Raw genomic sequence first — 25,767 nt, forward strand, 5'->3', positions numbered from 1 at the left:
TGGCAAAAAGTGAATGGAGAGCTGAAATGGAATTAATCAAGCGTATCCTGCGGGTGATTCGGGCTAACCTAAATAGTCTGATAGGCAGTGCAGAAGATCCAGAAAAACTTTTGGAACAAGCCGTTGCTGAAATGCAAGACAATTTAGTGCGATTACGACAAGGTGTAGCGCAGGCAATTGCTACCCAAAAACGTACAGAACGCCAAGCCATAGCAGCCCAAGCGGCGGCAGAAAAATGGTATCGTAACGCTCAACTCGCCATAGAACAAGGCAATGAAATTCTAGCCAGAGAAGCTTTGACAAAACGTCGTGCTTACCAAGAAACTGCCACATCTTTGTCGAATCAAATCGGGCAACAAACAGAAATTGTCAACCGTCTGAAAATCGATATGCGATCGCTAGAGGCCAAAATCTCGGAAGCTAAAACTAAAAAAGATATGTATATCGCCCGCGCCCGTTCGGCGGAAGCATCTTATAAACTCCAAGAAATGCTGAGTGGCGTTTCCCCTACTAGTAGTTTGAATGCTTTTGAGCGGATGGAAGAAAAAGTATTGCAAATAGAAGCGCAATCAGATGCCATCTCGCAACTAGATAGCGATGACTTACAAAAACAATTTACTTCCCTAGAATCTGGTAACAGTATTGATGCGGAATTGGCCAGTATGAAACAACAAGTACTCCATGAATCAGACAATACACCACTACGGCAATTGCCCCAAACTCCAGAGTCTTAAAAACTGGTCAATTGCTATGAATAGGGTATATCTTAGCAATTATGGGGTATCGGGGGGTACCGAACCAAACCAGAAAGATTACATTTAAATAAGAAACTATTACATAGTAAAAACCTTAACTGTTCATCCAAGTACCGAAACTGCCAAAGGAAAAGTAATTATGGGATTATTTGATCGGATTAAACGAGTCGTCAGTGCCAATATCAATGACTTGGTAAATAAAGCTGAAGATCCAGAAAAAATGCTAGAGCAAGCAGTTCTGGAAATGCAGGAAGACTTGGTACAGTTGAAACAAGGTGTTGCTCAAGCGATCGCTGCTCAAAAACGGACTGAAAAACAGTACAACGACAATCTCAACGAAGTTAATAAATGGCAGCGCAACGCCCAATTAGCACTGCAAAAAGGCGATGAAAACTTGGCACGTCAAGCCCTAGAACGGAAAAAAACTTTTAACGACACTGTTACAGCCCTCAAAGCCAGTTTAGACCAGCAAGTAGCCCAAGTTGAAACTCTTAAACGCAATTTAATTCAGCTAGAAAGCAAAATCTCCGAAGCCAAAACCAAAAAAGAAATGCTCAAAGCGCGGATTACTACCGCTAAAGCCCAAGAGCAACTCGAAGGTATGGTACGCGGGATGAACAGCAGCAGTGCAATGGCAGCTTTTGAGCGGATGGAAGAAAAAGTCCTGATGCAAGAAGCCCGCGCCCAATCAGCCGCAGAATTAGCAGGTGCTGATTTAGAAAGTCAGTTTGCCCGTTTAGAAGCGGGAAGTGATGTTGATGATGAATTGGCAGCTTTAAAAGCTTCACTAGCACCCGCCAGCCCCGCAAATCAACCCCAACTACCACCACAGCAAACAACTCCTTCCCAAACTACACCTCCCCAAACCAATGAAGTTGTTGACGCTGAGTTGGAATCTTTACGCAAGCAACTAGATCAAATGTAAAATCCGATTGGATAAGCGATTAGACACTCAAACTGTATATCCTGGGGTTGAGACTTGCATTAGTCATTTGTCAACGCAGATGACCAGGAAAGACCTTTAGGAGTAATAATTTAATTTAGATGTGTTTAGCTTACTGATTTGAGCTAGTCCCACACCTGTTGGCTGTGGGATTTTGCGTCAGTAGTCAACAGTCCATGAATTATCGACTATGGACTATTGACAACTTTGGGATAAAGTATTTTTTGTGCCAAGTATTAATGACCACTAATGGAGACTGCCATGAGTAAGGGTGTAATCACCATCACTGATGCTGAGTTTGAAACCGAAGTGTTGAAATCTGAGCAGCCTGTATTAGTTTACTTTTGGGCTTCTTGGTGCGGCCCATGTCAGTTAATGTCGCCACTGATTAATTTAGCAGCCAACCAATATAGCGATCGCCTAAAAGTTGTCAAAATGGAAGTTGACCCCAACCCACTTTCTGTCAAACAGTATGGGGTAGAAGGTGTACCAGCCTTAAGGCTAATTCAAGGGGAAAAATTATTAGAATCAACCGAGGGAGTTATTAATAAAGAAAAGTTACTGAGTCTGCTAGATACCCATTTAAATAACAATTAGTCATGAGTCATTAGTCATTGGTCATTAGCAAATGACTCATGACTAATGACAAAGGACAAAGAAAAAATGACTAACATTCAATTTGCACAACGTTTACAACCTCTACAATTTAACGTGTTTGCGGAGATGGACAAAGCTAAAGCGGCGGCTTTGTCTGTTGGGCAGCAGTTAATTGATTTATCATTGGGTTCTTCGGATTTGCCGACTGAGGCGCATGTTTTAGAAGCGATCGCCCAATCTTTGTATGATCAAAGTACCCACGGTTATTTGTTATTTAACGGTACGCAAGCCTTTCGGCAAGCGGCGGCTGACTGGTATGAGCAGAAATTTGGCATCAAAGTTGATCCCGAAACCGAAGTATTACCTTTAATTGGTTCTCAAGAAGGTACGGCTCATTTACCTCTAGCTTTATTAAATCCTGGGGATTTTGCCTTATTGCTTGACCCTGGTTATCCATCCCATGCAGGCGGAGTGTATTTAGCCAGTGGACAAATTTATCCTATGCCACTACTGGCAGACAATGGTTTTTTACCAGTATTAGCAGATATTCCGGCGGCGGTTGTGGCGCAGTCGAAGATGATGGTGTTGAGCTATCCCCATAATCCCACAGCTGCGATCGCCCCTTTGGCTTTTTTCCAAGAAGCTGTGGCTTTTTGTCAGCAACACAATATTGTGTTAGTTCACGATTTTCCTTATGTAGATTTGGTATTTGCGGAAATTCCGGGAATAGAGTCCCCATCTTTAGTACCATCAATTCTGCAAGCTGACCCAGAAAAAAGCGTCTCGATTGAATTTTTCACCCTTTCTAAGTCTTACAATATGGGCGGCTTCCGCATTGGCTATGCCATTGGCAATGCTGAATTAATCAAAGCTTTACGTCACATCAAAGCCGCAGTTGATTTTAATCAGTATAGAGGAATTTTGAATGGGGCGATCGCAGCCTTAACCGGGCCACAAGCCGGAGTCACAAATACAGTCGCCACCTTCCGCCAACGCCGTGATGCTTTTGTGAATGCTTTACATCGCATTGGTTGGCAAGTTCCCAGTCCCGAAGCCACGATGTATATTTGGGCTAAGTTACCCGCACCTTGGCAAAATAATTCTGTGGAATTTTGTACTCAGTTAGTCAAACAAACCGGGGTAGCCGCTTCTCCCGGTGCTGGTTTTGGTAAATCTGGAGAAGGATATGTGCGGTTTGCCTTGGTACATGAACCAGCTTTATTAGAAACCGCCGTGGAGCGAATTGCTAAGTTTCTTTAAGTATGCCGAAGTCAGTGGATTCATCAAGTCTTGATGTTAAATTAGCCAGAATTTGATTAATCCATATCTAACGTTGGGTTTATTTAAGATACACTACAGAGAAATTACGGAAATGTCACCGAGATATTAAAATCTATCGGTGACAGTTGATTAGAAGTGGTGAATAGAGGTGCATGGCAAGTAGTGTGGTAAAAATTAGCCTGTGTGCTGTGTCTTTCTTGGTGATTGGTGTTTGGGGACAGCAGTCAGTTTGGGGTTTGAGCAACACTTCATTACGAGAACCAGAACAGGGGACTTCCCAAGCAGAAGTAACTGAGGATGAAAATCATACCAGCCCAAATCATTACTACACACCCAGTTTGAGTCTCACCCCTAGAAGTGATGCACCTGTATCTAGTTACATCCCTGCCTATAGCAACAAGTGGGCAAACCTCAGTAGTACAAATCCAAGCCCCCGGAAAGTCCCAGAACCTTCAGTCTTGCTGGGATTAATTGCGATCGCTGGTTGCTTAGGAATGCAGCATCAGCTAAAAAAAGCTAGGTAAAAAAATCTTTTTAACATCAATGTCATATTCACGACACTAGGAAAATTAGCAATATCGTATATTTGCTGAAATCAATAGCAAAATATTAGTCATCTTTTTATTCAGAATCCACAACAGCTTTACCCAATAAAGTCTCCCCGTTTCCTAAACTAGATTGGTGTGCAGAACTACTAGGGATGATTAAAAGCTGGTAATTTTTGTGACCAGCCGCATTCTTTAAAAGTCAAAGCCTGTAGTCAGGCTAATCCAATTCCAGAGACAAATAAAGTATATAAAATTACCTCAAAACTGGCGGAGACAGTAAATGAAAAGAACTTTGCAAACACTTGTAATTGGTGCCTCAATGGCTGTTGGCGTGAGTGCGATCGCCTCTAACCCAGCACAAGCAGGTAGTTTAACCAATGCCATCATTACTGGCAATGATTACATCAAGTATGCTGTTAATGGCACCAACACATACGAAGCTCCAGGTGCTGATTTGGCAACTATCTTAACTGGCGACAGCAGCAGCCCTACTGGTAACGTTGAGTTATTCGCTAGTAGTGAAAAATCTTCCCTCTCTCCAGCTTCAAATGCAACCAACTCACAACGTCTTGTAGCACTGAAAAATTTCTTTAATTACAACCAAGTTACAACTTTAAGTGGTGAAATTAATGGTAAACAAATCTCTCTGAGTAGCCTGACGGCCACTGATTGGTTTGGTGCAAGCGGTGTACAGTCAGTAACAGGAGCAACAACAACTACCCTGTTAAACAGCGCGATTAATGGGTTGTACAATTCATCTAATTTGGCAACTCAGTGGTTTAACGCTACTTTATCTACTTATGGCTTGACTGCTAACCAAACCCTGTTTAACACATTTTTACTTGCAGGCGGATTTCAACGTTTTAGTGACCCCAATATTTCTTATGTCAACCAAAATGACACCACTGGAGAAATCAAGATTGGTTTAGCAGGTCACTATGATGCAGCAGCTCTTTTAGGACTACCATCTAATCCACTAAAACCACTACAAGTCAGCGAACTAGTCAAAGTTTCCTATAACGGTGGGCCAGATCAAATCCTTTCTAGTTATCAAGCCTCTGCATCTGGTTTAGTTTCTAATGATGGGACTAAATCTCATAATGGCAACTACGAAGTAACTATCCAAGGCATACCTGTACCAACTCCAGGGCCAACATCTGTACCAGAACCTTCCGTAGTTCTAGGTATGTTAGGTGTGGCTGGAATTGTTGCTACACAACGCAAGTTAAAGAAAGTTTCCGGTTGAGACTCCGGTTTCCATTCCATATAATTACCAAAGGAGCAATTATGCTCCTTTTTTTATGAAATCTTTATATCTTCTCTAGGAAATTACTGTTGTATATATCACTATAATAAGCCATTTATGTAGGTACACATACATGACTGGAAACAAATTCACAATCACGTTCCATAATGAAAATATAAAGATTTATTAAGTAAATATTAATTTTTTGTTAAAATATTTCAATAAATCATAATGATATTATTTAGTAAATACTAAGATAAAAGTTAATTTTTATTGACTATTTTTTGATATAGCAAAATAGCATAAATAGATTTTTAGTAACTTAATAATTCCTCTGACAGCATATTTTTTATTCAACTTAGAATCTGAAATGTCTATCTTCAATTCTGCTTTGTAATGACAGTAAATTTACTCACCATTAATCAGCAAGTGCATCTCAATCAATTAAAAAGAGTCTTATTAATTGAAGATAATCATGTAAACCGGATGTTACTGAGTGACTATCTGGGTTACTGTGGATTTAATGTCAAAAGTCTGTCAAATGGTACAGCTTTATTTTCAACTGTCAACACATTCCAGCCCGATTTAGTGTTACTAGATTTAAAATTACCCGATATTGATGGTTATTGGCTGTTAGAACAAATCCAAAAACATCCATATTTATCTAAAATACCTGTAATTGTAGTTTCAGCTTTTGCTTTTAAAGCAGATCAAGAACGAGCCATACATTTAGGCGCACGTCGTTATCTTGTTAAACCTATAAACCTCACTGCTTTGATGATGACTATTCAAGAAGAGTTAGCTTGTCACTGCATCTAAAATTAACACTTTTATTTTTATACCAACTTTATCAGAATTAACACTTGATAAATCCTGTAGAGACATATTTTTGAAATACACGTAGTGGCATAGCAAGGCTAAAATGTTGCATTGAAGAATTTCCAAAATCAAACCAGATTATTCGAGATATTGATTATCATAGAATTATTCACCTTCAGATTCAGTTAACAATTCCCACAATATCGGAACTTAGCAAATAGGTAATCTGAATATGCTGGCACAAAAAATCCTAGTTGCTGAGGATGAAAATTTCCTTATTAACGAGAAAATGCAGGAACAAAAGCAACCAATGTTGGCAATTATTAACAGTATGCAACATGCTGTAGTTGTCACGGATACTGATGGTTGCATTCAATTTATGAATTCAATGGCGGAAATACTGATAGGTTGGCAGCTAAAAGAAGTACAGGGAAAAAATGTAACAGAAGTTGTGAAACTAATTGACAAAGATATAGAAGAAGCAATTGAAAATATAGCTACACAAACAATAGTTACAGGAACAATTATATATTTACCAGATAATTGTGTACTAATTAATAAACATGGCAGAGAAATATTAGTTGGCGATTATGCTGCACCGATGCGTGATATTAGTAATAATATTACTGGTGCAGTATTAGTGCTTCAAGAAGTCACCCAACGCAAATTGATGGAGTCACGACTGCTTCAGAATGCGTTTTATGATGGATTGACAGCATTACCAAATCGAGCTTTATTTTTAGATCGATTAAAACAAGCGGTAGAAAGAAGTAAACGCCGGATAGATTACCGTTTTGGAATTTTATTTTTAGATTTAGATGGCTTTGAGGAAATGAACGATCGCTATGGTCATACGATGGGCGATGATTTATTAATAGCGATCGCTCGCAGGTTAGAATCATGCCTACGCAGTGGTGATACAGTCGGCAGGTTTAGCGGTGATAAGTTTGCCGTGTTGCTCGAAGATATTAAAGATATTAACGATGCGATTAACGTAGCCAAACGTATTCAAGACACTTTAGGCTTACCCTTAACTCTCAATGGCAATTTATTTTCAACTACAGCCAGTATAGGTATTACGATCAATCAAGGTGGTGGTGATAAGCCAGAAAACTTACTGCAAAATGCAGATGCAGCAATGTATCATGCCAAGCAGCAAGGAAAAGCGCGTTATGCAGTATTTAGAAATGGGGAGTAGGGAATAGGGAAGAATTTAACAATACAAAAAAAGGTGGTAAATGACCACCTAAATCACATTATTAATGAAGATCACACAGTAGATTTAAACTACAGCAGATACTTGCTTCTGGAAGTAAGCCTGCATCACTCTTTCGGCAATTTGACGACTTGTTAAACCTAATTCTGCCTTCGATTCTTCTGGGGTAGCGTGTTCCACCAAGACATCTGGGATACCAATACGCTTGATGGGGACAACAATATCAGCGTCGAGTAAAGCTTCAGCCACAGCAGAACCAAAGCCACCCGTGATACAACCTTCTTCTAGGGTGACAACGCGACCAATTTTCTTAGCCAAGGGTAAGATTAATTCTGTATCTAAAGGCTTGACAAAGCGGGCATTAATGACTGTCGCTTCAATACCATGTTCGCTGAGAATTTCTGCCGCTTGCATACTGGGGTAAACCATTGTGCCGTAGCCAACGATTAACACATCATCGCCATTACGGAGAATTTCACCCTTACCAATTTCCAAAGGTTCCCAACCTTCTTCCATTAAGGGAACACCGTAACCATTGCCACGGGGGAAGCGCATAGCGATCGCACTACTGGTATGATTAATGCCAGTCACAATCATCCGTTGTAGTTCGGCTTCATCCTTGGGTGCCATTAACACCATATTCGGAATGCAGCGCAAATAAGCAATATCATACATCCCTTGGTGAGTGGGGCCATCAGCACCCACAATACCCGCCCTGTCTAAACAGAAGAACACAGGCAAGTTTTGAATACAAACATCGTGAATAATTTGGTCGTAAGCCCTTTGTAAGAAGGTGGAATAAATAGCCGCCACCGGACGCATACCTTCAGATGCTAAACCTGCTGCTAAAGTGACAGCATGTTGTTCAGCAATACCCACATCTATATATTGATTAGGTAGTTTAGCTTGCAGTTTGTCTAAACCTGTACCCGTGGCCATTGCGGCTGTAATACCGATGATTTTTGGGTTTTGTTCAGCAAGTTTAACTAAAGTGTGGGCAAAGACTTTAGCATAAGCAGGGGGTTTGGGTTTGCTAGAAGGAATAGCCTTCCCGGTTGCCAAGTTAAAGGGGTTTTGGGCATGGTAGCCTACTTGGTCTTGTTCCGCCAGTTCATAGCCTTTACCTTTGGTTGTGACTACATGTACTAAAACTGGCCCTTGTATTTGATGCGCCTGTTGGAAAGTTGCAATCAATTCTTCTAAATTGTGTCCATCAACTGGCCCCATATAGGTAAAGCCGAGTTCTTCAAATACCGCCCCTACCTTGGGAACCGCCAACCGCTTCATCCCTTCTTTAATGCGCCCCAACTCTGGAGACAAAGATTCACCCACGAAAGGAATTTGCTTGAATTGTTCCTCGAAGTTATCTTTGATGAATTGGACGGGCGGACTCAGGCGCATTTTGTTGAGGTAGCGAGGAATTGCACCGACGTTGGGAGAGATAGACATCTCATTGTCGTTCAACACTACCAGCAAGTTAGTTTTCGGCAAATGTCCAGCATGGTTGATAGCTTCTAACGCCATCCCACCAGTTAAAGCACCATCACCAATAACAGCAACCGCTTTAAATTTTTCACCTTTTAAATCTCTAGCTAATGCCATACCCAAGGCGGCGGAGATACTTGTAGAAGCGTGACCGGCACCAAAATGGTCAAACTTGCTTTCGCAACGTTTGAGATAACCAGCAACTCCGTCTTTTTGTCTGAGGGTATGGAAATTACTGTAACGTCCTGTAATCAATTTGTGGGGATAAGCTTGGTGTCCGACATCCCAAATAACTTTATCCTGATCTAAATCTAATGTTTGGTAAAGCCCTAGAGTTAACTCTACAACACCCAAACCTGGCCCTAAATGACCGCCTGTTGCTGCTACTGTTTGCAGGTGTTTATCTCGAATTTGGCGAGCAATTTGTTGCAGTTGCCGGATAGATAAACCGTGCAACTGATTAGGATGGGTGATTTCGCTCAGATGCATATTATAGGGTTTTCCTCTCTAATTTCTACTTCTGGTATTTTGATTTTCCCACGGTCGGGCTGTCCCCATGATGATGGGGCGTTGCAATTCTGTTACATGATCCCTTAAGAATGCAAACTTACGTAATCACACATGCTGCTTCGGTATGGCGTTAGAAGATACAAGTCTTTGGCTGTCAAGGTTTGGCATTCCTGATACCTGTTGTTTGTGTGAGTTCTCTGAATATGGGTAAGTTACCTTGATTACTAGGGTGAAACTGTATTATCAGGCACAGTCGGAACTTCTGGTGTGTCTGGTAGTTTTTGTTGCCGTTGCAAGTATTTACTTAACACGTAAGCCATATCTCCACGAGTCATGGGTTGCAATGGCGAAAGATTACCTTGGTTGTCTGTTTTGACAAATCCTTCCGAGACTACGGTGGCGATCGCTCTTCGCGCCCATGTCGGAATTGATGTAGCATCAGGATGGGAGGCTAAAATCTCATTCACCGAATCATCATCAAACTGAAAGACACCGTAAGCTTGGGCAAATATCGCTAAAGCTTCTGCTCTGTTAACTCTTTGGTTGGGAAAAAACAAATTCCCCCGATAGCCCTTCATGATGTCTGTTTTTAAGACTATCTGAATATCATTAAATGCGCGATTAGAAGCCGGGACATCTGCAATCACGAAATTTTTTTGATTCACAGCTTGTCTTTTATCTAGCCGAAAGACTTTCACCATAATTGAGGCTAATTCTGCCCGGTTTAGCAATCTTTCGGGATGAAAATTGCCATCCGGCGAATTGGTCATCCATTTCGCGGCAATTACCTGTTGAATAGAATCTGAGCTTGTCTGAGAAGGTGTTTCTGTTGATTGTGCTTGAACATTTACCGGAAAACTTTGCAGTAGCACAACTAAAGAAATCGTACTGAAGTACTTACTGATATTTCTCATTATTCTTTCAGATACTCATTTATGAAAACAACAAACTGCCAGACTGGGTGGAAATTCAAATCTGGGCTACTTGAATTTCAAAACCCATGAGATGAATTCTCATCTCGTGACGCAGAATAGTTAAGTAATGTTGCGAGGACTGACGCAGTGAGACGAAAAATTAAGATTTAGAGAGAGGGTGTAGGTAACTGTTTGGTTGACCGCCAAACGGAAAATTTGGCAGGGTTGATTTATCCACGGCTTGATACATACTAAATGCTGTTTGTTGAGAATTGTAAATAGCGAATAAATATTTTTTAACACATCCATTCTCTTGAACTGTTTAGCCGATAGATTGAAATCAAGTAACAAGGACTAGGAAAATGCCGCAAACAGTTCAGCAGCATCATAGACTAGGTACAGAAGTTTTACCAGGTTGCAATCTGACGCAACTTACAAACCAACAAATACAAGAATTTAAACAATCTCTTTGGGCGAATGGTGTAGTTTTCGTCAGAAATCAACATTTAACAGCATCACAATTGCAGAAATTTGCCACCCAAGCTTTTGGGGAATCAGGCTTTAAGTATCTACCAAAACCTTTAGACCCAGATATTGACCCAAATTTACAAAGCCCTGGTGTAGCTATTTTAGGAAATCCCAAAGAAAATTCTCCAGAAATCATTGGTCAATTTGCTTGGCAATGGCATCATGACAAAGACCATCTGCCCAGAACAGCAGGTCTAGATATGAATTCTTTGTATGTGGTGATGTTGTATGGTGTGGAAATACCCGCACAAGGAATTGATGGTCAACCCCACACCACTGAATTCCTTGATATGGTGGAAGCTTATCAAAATCTTGAGGCTGAATATCAGCGACAATTAGAGCAAATGTCAATGTATCATCTGCCACCAGCCTCTAAGCCAGGAGCAGATGTACCGATGAAAAAACATCCTGTTGTTTCAACTCATAAAGTCACGGGACAGAAAGGCTTATATCTAGGTTCAGATACATCCATACTGGTAGGAATGGAAGATGAATTGAGTTTGGCGCAACAATTTTGGCACGAACTATTTCAAAGGATTTTAGAATGTACACCCGTTTATGCTCATGTGTGGCAGCCTGGAGATTTGGTTTTTTGGGATAACTCCCAAGTTATGCACGCTGGTGTTCCTTATGATGCTAGTCAGTACAAACGTGTGGCATTACGTGTAGGAGCTGTGGATATAAGTAAGTCGATGCAATAAAACCAAACTATGTAAAGAAAAGTAAATAAAGCTCAAACGCTTTCTCCCCCTGCTCCCTGCTCCCTGCCCCCTGCCTTATTCCAACAATAATTATTTACACCGACCTACTTAGTAGGTAATAGGTGACAGAAGAGGATTTAGTTAAGAGCTAAATTTACCAGGAACCCCAAATTGCAAAGGTAATTCCTGGTGTCTGCATATTGACAAACATGGTTTGCCCATCAGGTGAGAAACAAACTCCCGCAAACTCTGATGTGTTGAGAGCATTCCTGGCAAACTTGTAAAGACTGCCACTGGGTGTAATGCCCAAAATATAATCTGTTCCATCTCCATCTTCACAAAGGAAAATGTCACGGTTGGGGAAAACAATAATATTGTCGGGATTATCTAAAACGCCAGAATTATTAGGTTCAATATACAGTTCAACGGTATTGTTAGTAGGCGAATAGCGCCAGATTTGACCATCTCCACTACTACCACCACTCTTACAAGTGAAGTAGACATAACCATTACCATAAAAGATACCTTCCCCACCCGAAAACCTAGCCGCACCTTTGTTATAACCTTCGGTTCTGACGGTATCAGTAGCAGGGTCAGGAGTATTGATTGTTACCCAATCTACAGCCCTTTGAGTATTTTTGGGGAAATTTGTAGCGGTGTTGATTCCAGATGAGCCGATAATTCTTAAGGCGTAGAGCGTACCGCCAGCACTCAGGTTGTTGGTTTGGTTGGGAATGAAGCGATAAAATAGTCCATTCGGCTGATCTTCGGTCATGTAAATATAGCCTGTGTTGGGATCTACCGCAGCAGCCTCATGGTTGAAACGCCCCATAGCTGTTAGTGGAACAGGGGTAACAAAAGTATTGGCGCTACTGGGAACTTCAAACACATAACCATGCCTTTTGCTGTTATTGGTTTCAAAGGTTTCCTCACAACTTAACCAAGACCCTGAAGGCGTAGGGCCACCAGCACAATTACGAATGGTTCCCGCCAGAACGCCTCGATGTTCCACTAGGTTACGGGAAGAATTAACCACTAATTTAGTGCAACCGCCTCTAGCACTTGTGTTGTACTTGCTGCTATTGGGTGCATTTAAACCATTGCTAGAGGTTGGAGAAAGTTCATGGTTGCGGATGAGAATTGTATTACCATTGGCTCCAGCAAAGGCGGCCATACCGTCGTGACCACCGGGAACTCTGTAGCCGTCAGTCATTGTTTGCCTTGTTTCTGATAATCTTCTGTAAGAAAATCCCGCAGGCAAATCTAGGACACCTAGAGGATCTGGTTGTAAAGCACCGTAAGGCCCGGCTGCTAATGTGCGCTGGGCGTAAAAAGCTTGTAATGGTGATAAGAGAACAGCACCTGCTGTTCCTGTTCCGGCTAAGGTGAAAAATTTACGTCTGGAAAATTTCATAGTGTTCTCCTGAATTGTCTGCTACTCAGGAGTTATAAGCGATTGATGTTAAGAGACAGCTAAGATAACCTTATAAAAGCTAGATAAAAGACGGTTAAAAATGAAAAGCCCGCCTGTAGCGGGCTATCAGGGACTTTTGAAATTTAAACTGTGACGAAATAGTTAGCACTCAAGTTGAGGCTGGTGGAACCTTGAATAATCGCTACTAATTCCAGGCTGTTTTCATTGAGGAATAGGGCTGTACCTGTAGGTAAACCAGTGGGTACGGCTCCCAAGCTGTAGCTAGATTTAGAGCCTGATAATTGGATGATATCTTCTAGGGCATTGAAATCGGTGATTAAGGCATAGTCGCCTAGACCAGAGGTGCTGGTATTACCATCGCTGTAGAAGACACCCGTGGTAGCACCAACCACAAAGCGATCGCTCCCTATACTACCTGTTAAGCGGTCAATTTCACCCAAACCTCTACCATTGGAGGCATCTGCACCTGTTAGTATATCGTTGCCATCATCACCAAACAAGCGATCGCTCCCTGTACCACCGAAGATAGAATCATTACCACGTCCGCCATTGATGCGATCGCTCCCACTATCCCCATAAAGGGAATCATTGCCATCGCCACCTGTAATCCTGTCGTTACCAGCGTTGCCACGAATGGTATCATTAGCTGCACCACCAGACAAAACATCATTGCCAGCAGTACCAACAAGATTGAGTGCAGCAATTACTTGATTGTTTTTAGTGCTGTTATAGTTCTCACCCAGAAATCCTGCATTTAGTACGGTGTTCAAGTTCAAAAGAGTGCCGTTGGACTGGGTAAAGCTATTACCTTGGAGTAATTGTGTATACAAAGTATGGGCATAGCTATGATTACCCACAAAACTGATTTGTCCTGGTTGGAATAGATCATTCCAGTTAATGTAGAGGTCTAGGGTAGCGAGTCGTGCATCGTAGCCCAGGGTTTCACTAGTATGTATAGCTGTGACGCGAGTTGCATCGGTGGGATCTAAGCGATCGCCTGCGGCTGCGCCTTCAAAATTCGGCCCGGCTGGATCTAAGCCCACAATTTGTCCGATGGAACTTCCCGTAGCTGCACGATAAGCTGTACCAGCAAACCCCGCTACGTGCGCTCCTAAACTATGTCCAATCAGGTTAACATCAGCTGGGGCTACGCCGCGACTTCTTAAATAAGTAGCTAACTGATTCCCGACATCCCGCGTGTTACTAGCCGCAGTTGGATAATACAAGGAACTTGCGCCTGCTTCCCAATCTACCAAAATAATGTTTGCATTCGACTCACGCTGCCGAATGGTTTGGGCAATGTTGACTACCCAATCTGCGGGTTGGTAGTTATTCCCAGCGTTACCAGCAGTACTTTGATAGCCGTGGATAATAGTATATGTCGGCTCACTAGAATTAATTATTCCTGAACGGTTAATAGAACCGTTTCCCCACACATTAAAAGTGACTTGAACCATAGGAAAAATATTTGTTTTTTGGGCATAATTTTTTTGACAGCAAAAATTCACTTATTTGATTGCAGATATTTCCGCAATCAAATAAATGTCAGATGACAAATTATTTGTTGTACCTGAATTGATAAAAATGATTTTCAGGATTTTTTAAATCTTTGTAGAGACGTTCTGCAACAACGTCTCTACAAAGATTTTTATTTCAATTCAGAAATTTAAATAATTGAAAAACTGATTTTGCCATAGCTAAATTAAGCTTTTTATTTAATTTTTAAGTAAAAAGCAGTATAAATCTAATTTAAAATTACATAAACTTTTATTTATGTCCCTAAGTGCGATCGCTCATTTAATATAGGAATCCGATTTGATTTCCGAATCTAGTTGTGTAGGCAGGGAGTAGGGAATGGGGAGTAGGGAGTAGGAAAAAAGCCTGACCTAGGTGTACTGGTTTTTTTCATAAATCAAATATGAGTCCTATATTCAACAAATAATATATTAATTTTATTTTCTGGTAAAAAATAATCTTAAAAATATTTGGTTAGTTTTACTAACTTTGTTCAAGTTGTCTGTGACTAGACACACGCTGCGGCTTTTCGTTAGAAATGGCCTTAAGTTTAGAGGTAAATGACTCGGAGCGATCGCTTGTTTCGGGAGTAAAGCGGTCAATTGGGGGATGATTAACGGTAGATGGCAGTAATTTGGGCTGATTGTCAGAGTTTGCTGAAAAATTATGAGGTAGGACTGGTGAAGAAGTCACCCTAGATTTAGTTTCTGTGGCAGGGAGAGTTAAAGTTGATGATGCCAAAATGTTTTTGACACGTTCACTTTCGCTACGACTAGAGGCTGTTTCTTTACGTTTGTAGCTGGGTTCAAATTCCGCCTCAACCGAGTATGCAGAATGATTTATTGCCAAATTGGCAACATTCGCTACATTTTCTGAGTTACCATCTTCTGGAGCAGGCGGTAACGCTGGTGTATTTAGGGCAGTTAAGATTTCAGGGAATTTACTGCAAATCAGGCGTTCAAATTCCATGTTGAAATGATAAATTGCCTGCTGCCTTCGTTGCCAAAATGCCAGGATTTGCTGTACCGAAATCGCTTTATAACGACCTTGATACAAAGCTTCAATGACTGCTAAGTGCAGCCAATCAAGGGGATATTGATTTTGCCAACGGTAAACTAACTCAGTAGCACTATAGCCACTGAGGTCAAAACTGTAGTGAATTAGGAGGGCGGCTGCTAATTCAGCAGCTGTTTCTGGCGTTTTGGTAAACATGGGACTATTGGCTTGAGGCAATAGGTGTAAATTTTCGACCCATCGCCTATAGCCTAGTGTGTTTTTAGCTATAGGGTTGGTCACCAAGGTTTCCAAGTTAATCAGCAATGTTTTTCATTTTACTTGGTCAACCCTTGGCTGTCGAAACAATATAGGGCGAATTAAGATTTGCGGTGCGGTTAATGGCTACTAAAGCTTGATAAACCATTGCTGCAACCTCAGCCCTGGTGGCTTCGCGGGTGGGGGCGAGTAAATTAGGCTTGGGGTAGTTGACAACAATGCGTTGTTGTGTAGCGGTTGCCACTGCTTTTTGGGCATAGTCAGGGATAGTATTACTGTCAGTGTAAGGCAGTAATAAATTACTTTGGGCGGCGGGTAAGCCGAGACCATTCACGAGGGAAACAATCACCTGTAACCTTTGGACATTTTGATCGGGGCGGAAAGTGCGATCGCTAAATCCACTCACAAAACCACCACTCGCAGCAATTTGTAAAGCTTTGTAAGCCCAAAAATTTTGGGGAACATCAATAAATTCAATGGCTGGGCGTTTGGGAGTCGGGTTAAAAGCCGCCGCCACCAAAGCTGCATATTGGGCGCGAGTCATGGGTTTATCTGGCTGGTAGCTACCATCAGCAAAACCTTGAGTTAAATTCAGGCTTGCTAAGGCGCGAATAAATGGTTCCGCCCAATGTCCCACTAAGTCGGTAAATGTCGGAACTTCGGCATCAGGACTGACAATATAAGGCGAGGCGATCGCTTTTTCTTTGCTATTGGCAACCAACGCCTGATATAGTAAGGCGGCCATTTCGCCGCGTGTAATCTCCCGCAGAGGTTCTAACAAATCCGATTGGGGATAATTGACGATGATTAATTTTTGGGTGGCGACGGCGACAGCATTAGTAGCATAACTGGGAATTTGGGCGCGATCGCGGTAGACACTCAACACATTAGAATTACCTCCTGTAAATTTTAAACCGTTAACAATTGATACAATCGCCTGTACCCTTGTGAGATTATTTCCAGGGCGAAATGTCCCATCAGGAAAACCGCTAATAAATCCGGCTGTCGCCGCACTAAAAATAGCTGGTGCTGCCCAAAAATCTGATTTGACATCGGTAAATTTACTAGCTTGACTACTGCTGGGTAACTGAAAAGTTTTCGCCAACACCGCCGCATATTGGGCGCGGGTAATGGGTGCATTGGGGCCAAATGTACCATCAGGAAAGCCACTAATTGCCCCTCGGCTAACTAAGGCTTCGACAAACACCGCAGCCCAATGTCCCGCCAAATCAGGAAAACTGCTACTCCCAGTAACTAATCTCGGACTATCTTCGGTGGCGGCGACGAAATTGACTTGTCCTTTCACCAAAGTGGGGTTTAATTGATTACCAGCAGAAATCAGGGATTGTGAAGTAGCATTTTGTAAATCAAACTCACCATTATCTTGAAAGATATTCGCCCCAGCATCTTGGCTGTTACCCAAATCTGGGACAGCATTAGCATTAACCAACAAGCCACCCTGTGCATTTTTGCTGATCGAATTTTGCCGCAATACCGGACGGGCATCACGGGAAAGAGCGATCGCAGTCCGATTCTCTGATAATTTATTATTGGCAATTAATGGCGCGGCTGAGTCTGTAATCGCGATCCCCAAAGGATTTTTTTGAAAAGTGTTGCGTAATATCTCCCCTTTACTATTCCGCGCCATAAACAACCCACTCGCAGCATGTTGGACAAACAAGTTATCTAAAATGGCGGGTTTGGCGTTTCCGGTAATAAATATTCCTTCTCGTCCACAACTAATCAAAGTATTGTTAGCCAAATAAGGATTTGATGACTCTATCCATACCCCAGTACCTTTAGCATTGGGATTTGTCACACTCACACCCATCAAACTGGCATCACCCAGCAATAACAACGTGATATTCTGGACGCTAAAAGTCGGGCTTTGATATTCACCCCCGCCAGAAATGATAATTCCTGCACCTTTATTCAGTTCATTACCAATGACTGTTACCCCCGCAGTTAACACCAAGGGAAACTGTTCACCGTTAGCCGCGCTGTAAGTACCTGGTGACAGCTGAATAATTATCGGTGTTGTGGTTCTTAAGGCACGGGTGAGGCTTTTAAACGGACTCAACCGTGAACCATCATTAGTATCTTTCCCCGTTACAGGGTTGACATAGAGTGTGGCCACGAGGGTGGAATTTACCATTGGTTGTTGAGATGCAAGTGTTTAAACGTCACGGCATGAATCATAACTTAGTTGTAGCCGCAATCTTCAAAGCATCATAGCTGTCGTAAATATACCGACGTAGCACCATTGGTCGCAAGTAGTTGAAGTGATATCTTGATGACTTCTGCACAAAGGTTGTTCGCTAGGACTGAGTATAAACTACGATACATACACATCTCTAAAAATACTACTCATCCTAACATTGGTATTTAAGCGAAGTCTTGCAATGGGACGATATCTCACCCAGAAATCAAGTTTCGGGCTGATAGTCAAAGTCCACTAAAGTAGATTTATACCATTTCACAAAATTTAGGAATAATTATGAATATCAAGTTATCAGTTAATCACCTCCTAAAGTGGCTAATTTTAATACTGTTGTTTCCGCTATTATTTCTTAATGGATGGCTATTATTAAGGTTTTTTCAATATTTTCAACCTTTGGTAACTATCCTTGTATTAGCATCTTTATTTGCATTTATTTTAAATTATCCTGTTGCTTTACTAGAGAGGAAAGGATTAAACCGCAACTATGGAGTTACACTAGTTTTTGTTTTAGCCTCATTGATATTAGTAACTTTTGCAATTACGTTATTGCCCATAGTATATGAGCAATTTAATGAAATGGTGAAATTACTACCCCAATGGATTGATTCTAGTGAGACCAAATTACAGGTTTTAAATGATTGGGCTTTTAGCCAGCACACTCGAATAGATTTTAGTCAGATTTTTACGAAAATTACGGATAAAATTCCTGATGAAGTGGAATATCTTTCAGATAAGCTGTTAAGCATTATCATCGACACAATTGATAGTGTTTCTGGTGCATTAATTACAGTAGTTTTAAGCTTTTACTTATTGTTAGATGGTTCAAGATTGTGGCACGGTATATTTAAGAAGTTGCCTTGGGATTCTGCCCAACAAATTGGTAAATCAATCCAACAAAACTTTCAAAATTACTTGATTGGTCAAGGCACATTAGCTTTATTGATGGGACTTGCCCAAACATTCATGTTTTTAGTATTTCAAGTCCAGTTTGGATTGCTTTTTGGCTTAGGAGTAGGAATTTTAAGCTTAATTCCCTTTGGCGATGTGTTTAGCTTGATTGTAATTACTTTAATTATCGCTACCCATGATTTTTGGTTAGCAGTTAAAGTTTTAGCAGTAGCTGTGATTATAGATCAACTCATTGACCAAGCGATCGCGCCGCGCTTGTTAGGAAGTTTCACCGGGCTAAGACCAATTTGGGTGTTAATTTCTTTATTAGTAGGAACTTATATTGGTGGCGTTTTAGGGTTAATTATTGCTGTACCAGTGGCTGGTTTTATTAAAGATGTTGCAGATGGCTTTGCTGTATCGCATCATTCTGACACTGCGGTTTTCGGTGAAGATGCAGAAATGTTACCCCAAGAATCTACATCTGCTTGAAACTGGTATTAAATACCTTTAAATCCCATTTCGCTTTCTACTTGTTGCACCCCGGTAGAGTTGACTTGATTGACGGTAGTGACTCTACGAGTTTGGCGCATTATTCCGAATTGGCTGATAAATATGCCAATAACAATCAAACTACCACCTATATATTGAGGTAAAGTTGGGGCTTCATCTAAGATAAAATAAGCTGCCAAAATGCCTGCAATGGGAGTAAATGAGCCAACTAAGGAAGCTAAAGATACACTAGAAGCTCTCAAACCTTTAAACCACAGGGACTGGCCTAAGACGACAATCACCACACTATAAAGCAACATCCACTGCCATAAAAAAGGCGAAAATACTTCGACAAAATGATGTTGACCGTATAACTTTACAGCCAGAAAGAAAAATACGATAGTACCTAACGCAGTGCGATAAATTGTAAAAATTCCTAAAGGAATGTGGGAGACAGATTTTTTCCCAATCACGGTAGATATAGCGGCGGCGACGGCGGCGACGGCTGCTAGGATTTCGCCTGTACCTAAGTGAAATCCTGGCATATTAGTTATATGAGTTCCTGGTGGTTGGAGTAAGACAGTTAGTGTCACACCAATAAAAGCTGCGATCGCACCAATAATTTCCCACAGATTTACTCTTTCTTTCAATAACCAAATTGATAAAGCTAAAGCCAGTGGTGGTTCTAATCTGCCAACTAAAATCACATTATTGACATTGGTAAGCGCCAATGCCTGAAAAATTAATCCAGGGGCTAAAGCTCCTGATAGGATAGAAACTACCGACAACACTAACCAATTCTTTACAGATATTTGCTTCAATGCTGTTTTGTTCCACTGCTGCCTATAGATCAGAATCAGAACCAATAAGGCGCAGATATTACCAACGAACAAGACATTACATAAAGAAATCGGGTTTCTGCCATTTATTAAGTTTTGCGAGCCAATTTCTGTTAATTTGCGGGTAATTGCGCCAGATGCGCCGAAAATGACGATTGCGAGCCAGAGATAGGCTTGACTGGGAATTCTATCAATGAAATGATGCCATCTTCTCAGGCTAGTCACAACGATACCACTTATAGTTGCAATACAAATTACATCCAGAATACTAAAAGATATTAGCGTACATTGAGCTGATAACAGCCTGAAACACCCTTAAAAATTACCTAAGATTTCTGCACATCACATTTACCTGAGAAAATGCTGAGTTTAAACTGAATCTTCTCAAGGAATAAACTCAGACAATTTATGGCTAAGTTTCACATGAGGTTCAGTAGCGTTTGAGATGCTCTGGATAGCTGCTCTAAAGCTCAAACATAAGGAATAATAACCAATGAAATTCGCCCCTTCCTTACTAACAGGTGTTGCCGTAGCTGGTTTGTTGACAGTTGGGAATATCTCATTTCAGGCTGTAAAACCTTCAATTTCTATACTTCCGGTTTCAGCTGCTGATGCTACAGGTTTGTCCGCTCAACAAAAAATTGACTTGATCATCAAGAATAAAGGTGTTTTTGGTAGTGGTGATCAACTACGTCGTTTCTTCTTTGGCGACCTTGAACCAGTTGGAATTCAGCCTGGTGGTGCAGGTCATGTAGTTAACCTTTACAACAAAGCTAGTAATACGACATTTTCTTACTGTTCTACCTTTGATGTTGTTGTCGCAGTGAAAAAAGGTAAAGTTGAGAAGTTTGCACCTGAAGAAGTTAAGTAATTTTGTGTAGTAATTAAGTAATATAAATAAACTTTAGGGTAGTAACAAACATCTTGTTTACTACCCTAATTTTTTGCTTGGGGTTTTATTTAACAACGGAGAGGGGGGGATTTGAACCCCCGAAGAACTTACATCCTTAACGCATTTCGAGTGCGCCGCATTCAACCACTCTGCCACCTCTCCAGGTATTAATAGAAATGGGAAGAAGTTCCTAAGATATGATAACACTCCAAATCCAGAGAGCGATCGCTTGTTTGGGAAATCCGCATTAGACTTATATGATCATGATGAAACTTCAACGTTCTGCCAAACGTCAGTTTTCCAGCCATGACTTATCCCAAGCTATTCCAGATTGTAGAGGTTATCGCTGGAGAAAGTACTTGAGATAATTAGTATCAAATCAGAAATTCTGAACCCCAAATTTCTATGAAGCCCTGCAATCAATCCCTAACATCACAACTACGTCGCTTTGGTCTAGCCTTGGTACTCCCAGTAGCACTTTTAGGCGCATTTACTTTTCCTAGCCAAACACAAACAGCAACCGCGCAGTCTGCTGCTGGTAATCGGCCTTTAACTATTCGCTCAGATATCCAAGAATATGACGCTAAAAGCCAAATTATCACCGCCCGTGGTAATGTGCAGATGTTGTATCCAGCGCGGCAAATCCAAGCAACTGCGGCTCAAGCCCAATACTTTAGCAAAGAACGCCGCATAGATTTTAGTGGCAATGTCTATATTTTGCAGCAAGGCGGCAATAGTATTCGGGCAGAGAAGGTGACATATTTAATTGATGAAGGCAGGTTTGTCGCTTTACCCCAAGGCAATCGTCAGGTAGAGTCGATTTATATGGTGGAAGACTCGGAAATAGGTGGACAAAATAATACACCAGCCCCCAAAACACCAAATCTCAAGCCTGCAAATTAATATTTAAGTAGAACTGCGGGGAATAACTTCCTGGTTTATCCTCACAATTATGAGTGCTGAGTAAAAAAACTAGTTCTAGCCTCTAATCCCTTTTTCATAAGTCCTAGTAGCCTTGCCACGCCACTAGTGTATGCAGTTCATAATAACTACTTAGTATCAATCAACGCTGATAGTGAAAATTGTTTTAGAGAATATTCACAAATCTTATGGCAAGCGAGCCATTGTCAATCGCGTCAATCTTTCTGTTATTCAGGGTGAGGTCGTTGGTTTATTAGGCCCGAATGGTGCTGGCAAAACGACGACCTTTTACATTGCCACAGGTTTAGAACGACCCAATCAAGGGCGCGTTTGGCTAGATACTCAAGATATTACTGGTGTCCCTATGCACAAAAGGGCGCGTTTGGGTATTGGCTATTTAGCCCAGGAAGCCAGTATATTTCGCCAACTGACTGTGCAAGATAATATACTTCTGGTTTTAGAGCAAACCAATGTCCCTAAACGGGAGTGGTCGAAGCGATTGTATACTTTGCTGAAGGAGTTTCGGTTAGAGAAAGTAGCTAACAGCAAAGGTATTCAACTTTCTGGTGGTGAACGACGGCGGACAGAATTAGCCAGGGCGTTGGCGGCGGGAAGAGAAGGGCCAAAGTTTTTATTGTTAGATGAACCGTTTGCTGGGGTTGATCCGATCGCAGTCTCAGAAATTCAAGAAATTGTAGCAGGACTGCGCGATCGCGGTATGGGAGTCTTAATCACAGATCATAATGTGCGTGAAACGTTAGCCATCACTGACCGCGCCTATATTATGCGTGAAGGGCAAATTCTCGCTTCTGGGACAGCTGACGAACTTTACAGCAATCCTCTCGTCCGGCAATACTATTTAGGGGATAATTTTCACGTTTAAAAAAACAGAAAAATTTAAATTGATAAGTTACAAATTACGCATTAACCAGGGTTAAACCATAAACTCTTATTTGCTTATGATTGCAACAAAGCAACAGTCTTTTTATAGTATTAATTCACTGCTGCCATTTACGATTATGGATCGTTATTTGCTCAGTGAATTGCTACCACCATTTTTTTTTGGTGTCGGGGCATTTTCATCGATTGGCGTAACAATTGATGCGGTATTTGACTTAGTAAGAAGAATTGTTGAATCGGGGCTACCTGTGGGCATTGCGATTCAAGTCTTCTTGTTAAAAATGCCATATTTTATCGTGTTAGCTTTTCCCATGTCCACGCTGTTGGCGACTTTGATGACTTATAGTCGTCTCTCTAGCGAAAGTGAACTCATCGCATTACGCGGGTGTGGGGTAAGTGTCTATCGGATGGTGCTGCCTGCTGTTGTGTTAAGTTTATTAGTCACAGGTATGACATTTGTCTTTAACGAACAAATTACACCAACAGCTAATTACCAAGCAAATCAAACTCTTCAAAATGCTATTAAATCTGATAAGCCAGTTTTAAAACAACAAAATATTTTTTATCCCGAATACCGTGATATCCAAGAAGCCGACGGAACTAAAACTAAGATGCTGGCACGCTTATTTTATGCTGACCAGTTTGACGGTAAACGCATGAAAGGTTTAACAATTATTGACCGTTCTACAGCAGGGCTGAATCAGGTGGTTGTGGCGGAATCAGCGCAATGGAATGGTTCGCAAAGCGTTTGGGATTTTTACAATGGCACTATTTATTTAGTTGCGCCTAATGGTTCTTATCGCAACATTTTACGTTTTGAACAGCAGCAACTCAAACTCCCCCGCACACCACTGAGTCTGGTAGAAAAAAGCCGCGACTATGGTGAAATGAATATTTCCGAATCTTTAGAACAGTTAACAGTGGAAAAATTAGGAGGCGATCGCCAAAAAATTCGCAAGCTGCAAGTCAGAATTCAACAAAAAATTGCTTTACCCTTTGTCTGTTTAGTGTTTGGCTTAGTCGGCGCAGCAATGGGAACCGTCCCCCAACGCACTGGGAGAGGTACAAGTTTTGGCGTGTGCGTGATTGTGATTTTTACTTACTATTTACTATTTTTTGTTAGTGGTGCGATCGGACAAGCAGGTGTGATTTCTCCCTTTTTGGGTGCTTGGTTGCCTAATTTTATTTTCTTAGGTATAGGTTTATTTTTATTGATGCGCGTAGCTAGGCGTTAGGGACTCCAACTAAAAAAATATCTAATTATGAGGGGTAGCAGGGGAGCAGAGGGAGAAAAAGATTCTGAGCAATATATTTGTAAACAATCAGGAGAAAATGGCAAATGAGCAACAACTTGGTAGAATCCTACTAGCCGTTCAAGAGAGATGGAGAAAAGGGTTAAGAAACATTGCAACTTTCAGACGCTTTTAGTGTTTTTTGTTGCTGTGTTTCTCCCTTCACTAGTAGTCTGCCAAGATAACTTTGCGTGGTGGCAAGCTTCGGAGCAGGGAGCAGGGAGCAGAGGGGAAAGATTCTCTCCCTTGCACCCTGCCCCCTGCACCCCTGCTAAGTCTACACGGCAATGTTCGGTTGGTGAACTACTAGCATCTATAGCAGTCCTAGTTGATATGTAAACAGCAAAGACAAGGGAGACAAGGAAGACAGGGTAAACAAGGGAGAGAGGTTTATAAATCATTTAGGATTGCTATACATTTGCCAATCTCTAGTTATACATTTTCCAATTTTAAAGTTTTGCGACAATTTTCTCATGACAACCGCAATGTCTGATCAAAATACTGCCGATTTAGCTGCCGATGATTATGTTGTTATTGGCTTGGCAACCTGTTTTATTAAAGAAGATGGGGAAGTTCATCAAGTTGAAGTTATAGAACCAATTCCTTCTGCATCTTTAGAAACATTAATACAAGATATTCCAACTTCCTATAAACTGGCTTGTGCCACAACTGTAGGTGCAGTGTTGGAGGGTGAAAAGCCGTTATTACCCGCAGGTTTTCCTGCATCGGCACAGTTTGGTGAAGAATTTGCCCAAAGAGTATTTGCAGCAGCGCGGACTTATAAACGCAGCGAAAGCAGCAAAAATTTAATTCCTTTGGGTACGACTTACACAAATTTCAAGTATTCTACTGAACGTAAACGGGTGTTAAATGCTGCCAGAGTTGTCACTAAAGAAGACAATGTGAAACAGCATTCACATACACACAAGGTTCTTTAAATATTAAGTGGTTATGCTAAAACTTTACGGTGGTGCCTTTAGTCGGGCTGCGATCGCCAAATGGTATCTCGAAGAACTAGAACTTCCCTACGAGTTTGTTCAGCTAGATATGCAAGCAGGCGCACATTTGCAGCCCGAATACTTGCAGATTAACCCGATGGGAAAAGTCCCAGCAATAATTGATGATGACTTTCAGCTTTGGGAATCTGGGGCGATTTTGCTGTATTTGAATGAAAAGTATGGCAAATTCCCAGATTCAATAGAAAAACGTGCAGAAATCTATCAGTGGGTGTTGTTTGCTAACTCTACTCTGGCATCAGGGATTTTTAACGAATCAACCAGAGAACGGGAAGTACCCAGGTTGTTAACTCCACTAAACGAAATTTTTCAACAACAACCCTTCATTCTGGGTGATGAATTCACAGTTGCGGATGTGGCGGTGGGATCAATTCTTGCTTACATCCCGATGATGCTGAAACTAGACCTCAGTGCCTACCCAGCAGTTGGGGAATATATTAACCGGATGTCTGAACGTCCAGCCTTTAAAAAAGGTATTGGTGGACGGAGTTAAAAGTAAAAAGTAAAAGGTAAAAAGTTAAAAGTATACTTTTGCCTTTTA

At 41.3% G+C, this 25,767-nt stretch carries 23 protein-coding genes and 1 tRNA gene; 16 read left to right on the forward strand and 8 right to left on the reverse strand.

The genetic code is table 11. The features are described from left to right. Positions 1–26 precede the first annotated feature (26 nt). The 8 genes from H6G74_RS14530 (at position 27) to H6G74_RS14565 (ending at position 7,387) form a co-directional block, all read left to right on the forward strand. Positions 27–734 (forward strand): PspA/IM30 family protein, encoded by a 708-nt coding sequence (locus H6G74_RS14530; RefSeq protein WP_190968346.1) that lies wholly within the window; start codon positions 27–29, stop codon positions 732–734. Between the two features lie 160 nt (positions 735–894). Beyond that, the gene (locus tag H6G74_RS14535; RefSeq protein ID WP_190968347.1) at positions 895–1,680 is read left to right on the forward strand and encodes a PspA/IM30 family protein; all 786 of its coding nucleotides are present in this window, start codon (positions 895–897) and stop codon (positions 1,678–1,680) included. A gap of 279 nt (positions 1,681–1,959) precedes the next feature. Continuing rightward, positions 1,960–2,295: a thioredoxin family protein gene (locus H6G74_RS14540; RefSeq protein ID WP_190968348.1), complete on the forward strand. Its 336-nt coding sequence runs from the start codon at positions 1,960–1,962 to the stop codon at positions 2,293–2,295. 66 nt (positions 2,296–2,361) lie between these two features. Then, the gene (locus H6G74_RS14545; RefSeq protein WP_190968349.1) at positions 2,362–3,555 is read left to right on the forward strand and encodes an LL-diaminopimelate aminotransferase; all 1,194 of its coding nucleotides are present in this window, start codon (positions 2,362–2,364) and stop codon (positions 3,553–3,555) included. Between the two features lie 173 nt (positions 3,556–3,728). Then, a complete protein-coding gene (locus H6G74_RS14550; protein ID WP_190968350.1) occupies positions 3,729–4,100 on the forward strand; it encodes a PEP-CTERM sorting domain-containing protein in 372 nt (123 codons plus the stop codon). A 304-nt stretch (positions 4,101–4,404) separates the two neighbouring features. Further along, entirely contained in the window at positions 4,405–5,370 is a 966-nt protein-coding gene (locus tag H6G74_RS14555) for an NF038130 family PEP-CTERM protein (RefSeq protein ID WP_190968351.1), read from the forward strand. A 396-nt stretch (positions 5,371–5,766) separates the two neighbouring features. Continuing rightward, positions 5,767–6,189: a response regulator gene (locus tag H6G74_RS14560; RefSeq protein WP_190968352.1), complete on the forward strand. Its 423-nt coding sequence runs from the start codon at positions 5,767–5,769 to the stop codon at positions 6,187–6,189. Positions 6,190–6,421: 232 nt separating this feature from the next. Beyond that, complete coding sequence (locus H6G74_RS14565; RefSeq protein WP_190968353.1) at positions 6,422–7,387, forward strand: diguanylate cyclase domain-containing protein; 966 nt, start codon at positions 6,422–6,424, stop codon at positions 7,385–7,387. 84 nt (positions 7,388–7,471) lie between these two features. Here the strand turns inward: H6G74_RS14565 and dxs are convergent, their stop codons facing one another. Beyond that, positions 7,472–9,379: a 1-deoxy-D-xylulose-5-phosphate synthase gene (gene dxs, locus H6G74_RS14570; RefSeq protein ID WP_190968354.1), complete on the reverse strand. Its 1,908-nt coding sequence runs from the start codon at positions 9,377–9,379 to the stop codon at positions 7,472–7,474. Positions 9,380–9,624: 245 nt separating this feature from the next. Continuing rightward, positions 9,625–10,314: an S-layer homology domain-containing protein gene (locus H6G74_RS14575; RefSeq protein ID WP_190968355.1), complete on the reverse strand. Its 690-nt coding sequence runs from the start codon at positions 10,312–10,314 to the stop codon at positions 9,625–9,627. A 362-nt stretch (positions 10,315–10,676) separates the two neighbouring features. Between H6G74_RS14575 and H6G74_RS14580 the strand changes: the two genes are divergently transcribed. Continuing rightward, entirely contained in the window at positions 10,677–11,543 is an 867-nt protein-coding gene (locus H6G74_RS14580) for a TauD/TfdA dioxygenase family protein (protein ID WP_190968356.1), read from the forward strand. 154 nt (positions 11,544–11,697) lie between these two features. Here the strand turns inward: H6G74_RS14580 and H6G74_RS14585 are convergent, their stop codons facing one another. From H6G74_RS14585 to H6G74_RS14600, 4 genes are all read right to left on the reverse strand, one after another. Then, positions 11,698–12,957 (reverse strand): alkaline phosphatase PhoX, encoded by a 1,260-nt coding sequence (locus H6G74_RS14585; RefSeq protein WP_190968357.1) that lies wholly within the window; start codon positions 12,955–12,957, stop codon positions 11,698–11,700. A 143-nt stretch (positions 12,958–13,100) separates the two neighbouring features. Further along, the gene (locus tag H6G74_RS31535) at positions 13,101–14,435 is read right to left on the reverse strand and encodes a hypothetical protein (protein WP_277927156.1); all 1,335 of its coding nucleotides are present in this window, start codon (positions 14,433–14,435) and stop codon (positions 13,101–13,103) included. Positions 14,436–14,976: 541 nt separating this feature from the next. Beyond that, positions 14,977–15,705 (reverse strand): hypothetical protein, encoded by a 729-nt coding sequence (locus tag H6G74_RS14595; protein WP_390849934.1) that lies wholly within the window; start codon positions 15,703–15,705, stop codon positions 14,977–14,979. 127 nt (positions 15,706–15,832) lie between these two features. Beyond that, positions 15,833–17,920 (reverse strand): S-layer homology domain-containing protein, encoded by a 2,088-nt coding sequence (locus H6G74_RS14600; RefSeq protein ID WP_190968358.1) that lies wholly within the window; start codon positions 17,918–17,920, stop codon positions 15,833–15,835. Between the two features lie 348 nt (positions 17,921–18,268). Between H6G74_RS14600 and H6G74_RS14605 the strand changes: the two genes are divergently transcribed. Next, positions 18,269–19,366, forward strand: coding sequence for an AI-2E family transporter (locus H6G74_RS14605; protein ID WP_390849936.1), 1,098 nt, complete (start codon positions 18,269–18,271; stop codon positions 19,364–19,366). A gap of 8 nt (positions 19,367–19,374) precedes the next feature. Here H6G74_RS14605 and H6G74_RS14610 read toward each other — a convergent pair whose 3' ends face one another. Further along, entirely contained in the window at positions 19,375–20,430 is a 1,056-nt protein-coding gene (locus H6G74_RS14610) for a DMT family transporter (RefSeq protein WP_190968360.1), read from the reverse strand. Positions 20,431–20,698: 268 nt separating this feature from the next. On the opposite strand from H6G74_RS14610, the gene H6G74_RS14615 reads away from it, so the two are divergent. Next, entirely contained in the window at positions 20,699–21,076 is a 378-nt protein-coding gene (locus H6G74_RS14615; protein ID WP_190968361.1) for a hypothetical protein, read from the forward strand. 96 nt (positions 21,077–21,172) lie between these two features. Here H6G74_RS14615 and H6G74_RS14620 read toward each other — a convergent pair. Beyond that, positions 21,173–21,259, reverse strand: a tRNA-Ser gene (locus H6G74_RS14620). 243 nt (positions 21,260–21,502) lie between these two features. Here H6G74_RS14620 and H6G74_RS14625 point away from each other — a divergent pair. The 5 genes from H6G74_RS14625 (at position 21,503) to H6G74_RS14645 (ending at position 25,719) form a co-directional block, all read left to right on the forward strand. After that, on the forward strand, positions 21,503–22,000 hold the full coding sequence (locus tag H6G74_RS14625) for an LptA/OstA family protein (RefSeq protein WP_190968362.1): 498 nt from the start codon (positions 21,503–21,505) through the stop codon (positions 21,998–22,000). A gap of 172 nt (positions 22,001–22,172) precedes the next feature. Beyond that, a complete protein-coding gene (gene lptB / locus H6G74_RS14630; RefSeq protein ID WP_190968363.1) occupies positions 22,173–22,901 on the forward strand; it encodes an LPS export ABC transporter ATP-binding protein in 729 nt (242 codons plus the stop codon). 136 nt (positions 22,902–23,037) lie between these two features. Continuing rightward, positions 23,038–24,153 (forward strand): LptF/LptG family permease, encoded by a 1,116-nt coding sequence (locus tag H6G74_RS14635; protein ID WP_190968364.1) that lies wholly within the window; start codon positions 23,038–23,040, stop codon positions 24,151–24,153. Positions 24,154–24,683: 530 nt separating this feature from the next. Beyond that, positions 24,684–25,148, forward strand: coding sequence for a hypothetical protein (locus H6G74_RS14640; protein WP_190968365.1), 465 nt, complete (start codon positions 24,684–24,686; stop codon positions 25,146–25,148). 13 nt (positions 25,149–25,161) lie between these two features. Further along, positions 25,162–25,719: a glutathione S-transferase family protein gene (locus H6G74_RS14645; protein ID WP_190968366.1), complete on the forward strand. Its 558-nt coding sequence runs from the start codon at positions 25,162–25,164 to the stop codon at positions 25,717–25,719. Positions 25,720–25,767 lie beyond the last annotated feature (48 nt).

This window comes from Nostoc spongiaeforme FACHB-130 (genome assembly GCF_014698475.1).
Lineage (GTDB): Bacteria > Cyanobacteriota > Cyanobacteriia > Cyanobacteriales > Nostocaceae > Nostoc_B > Nostoc_B spongiaeforme.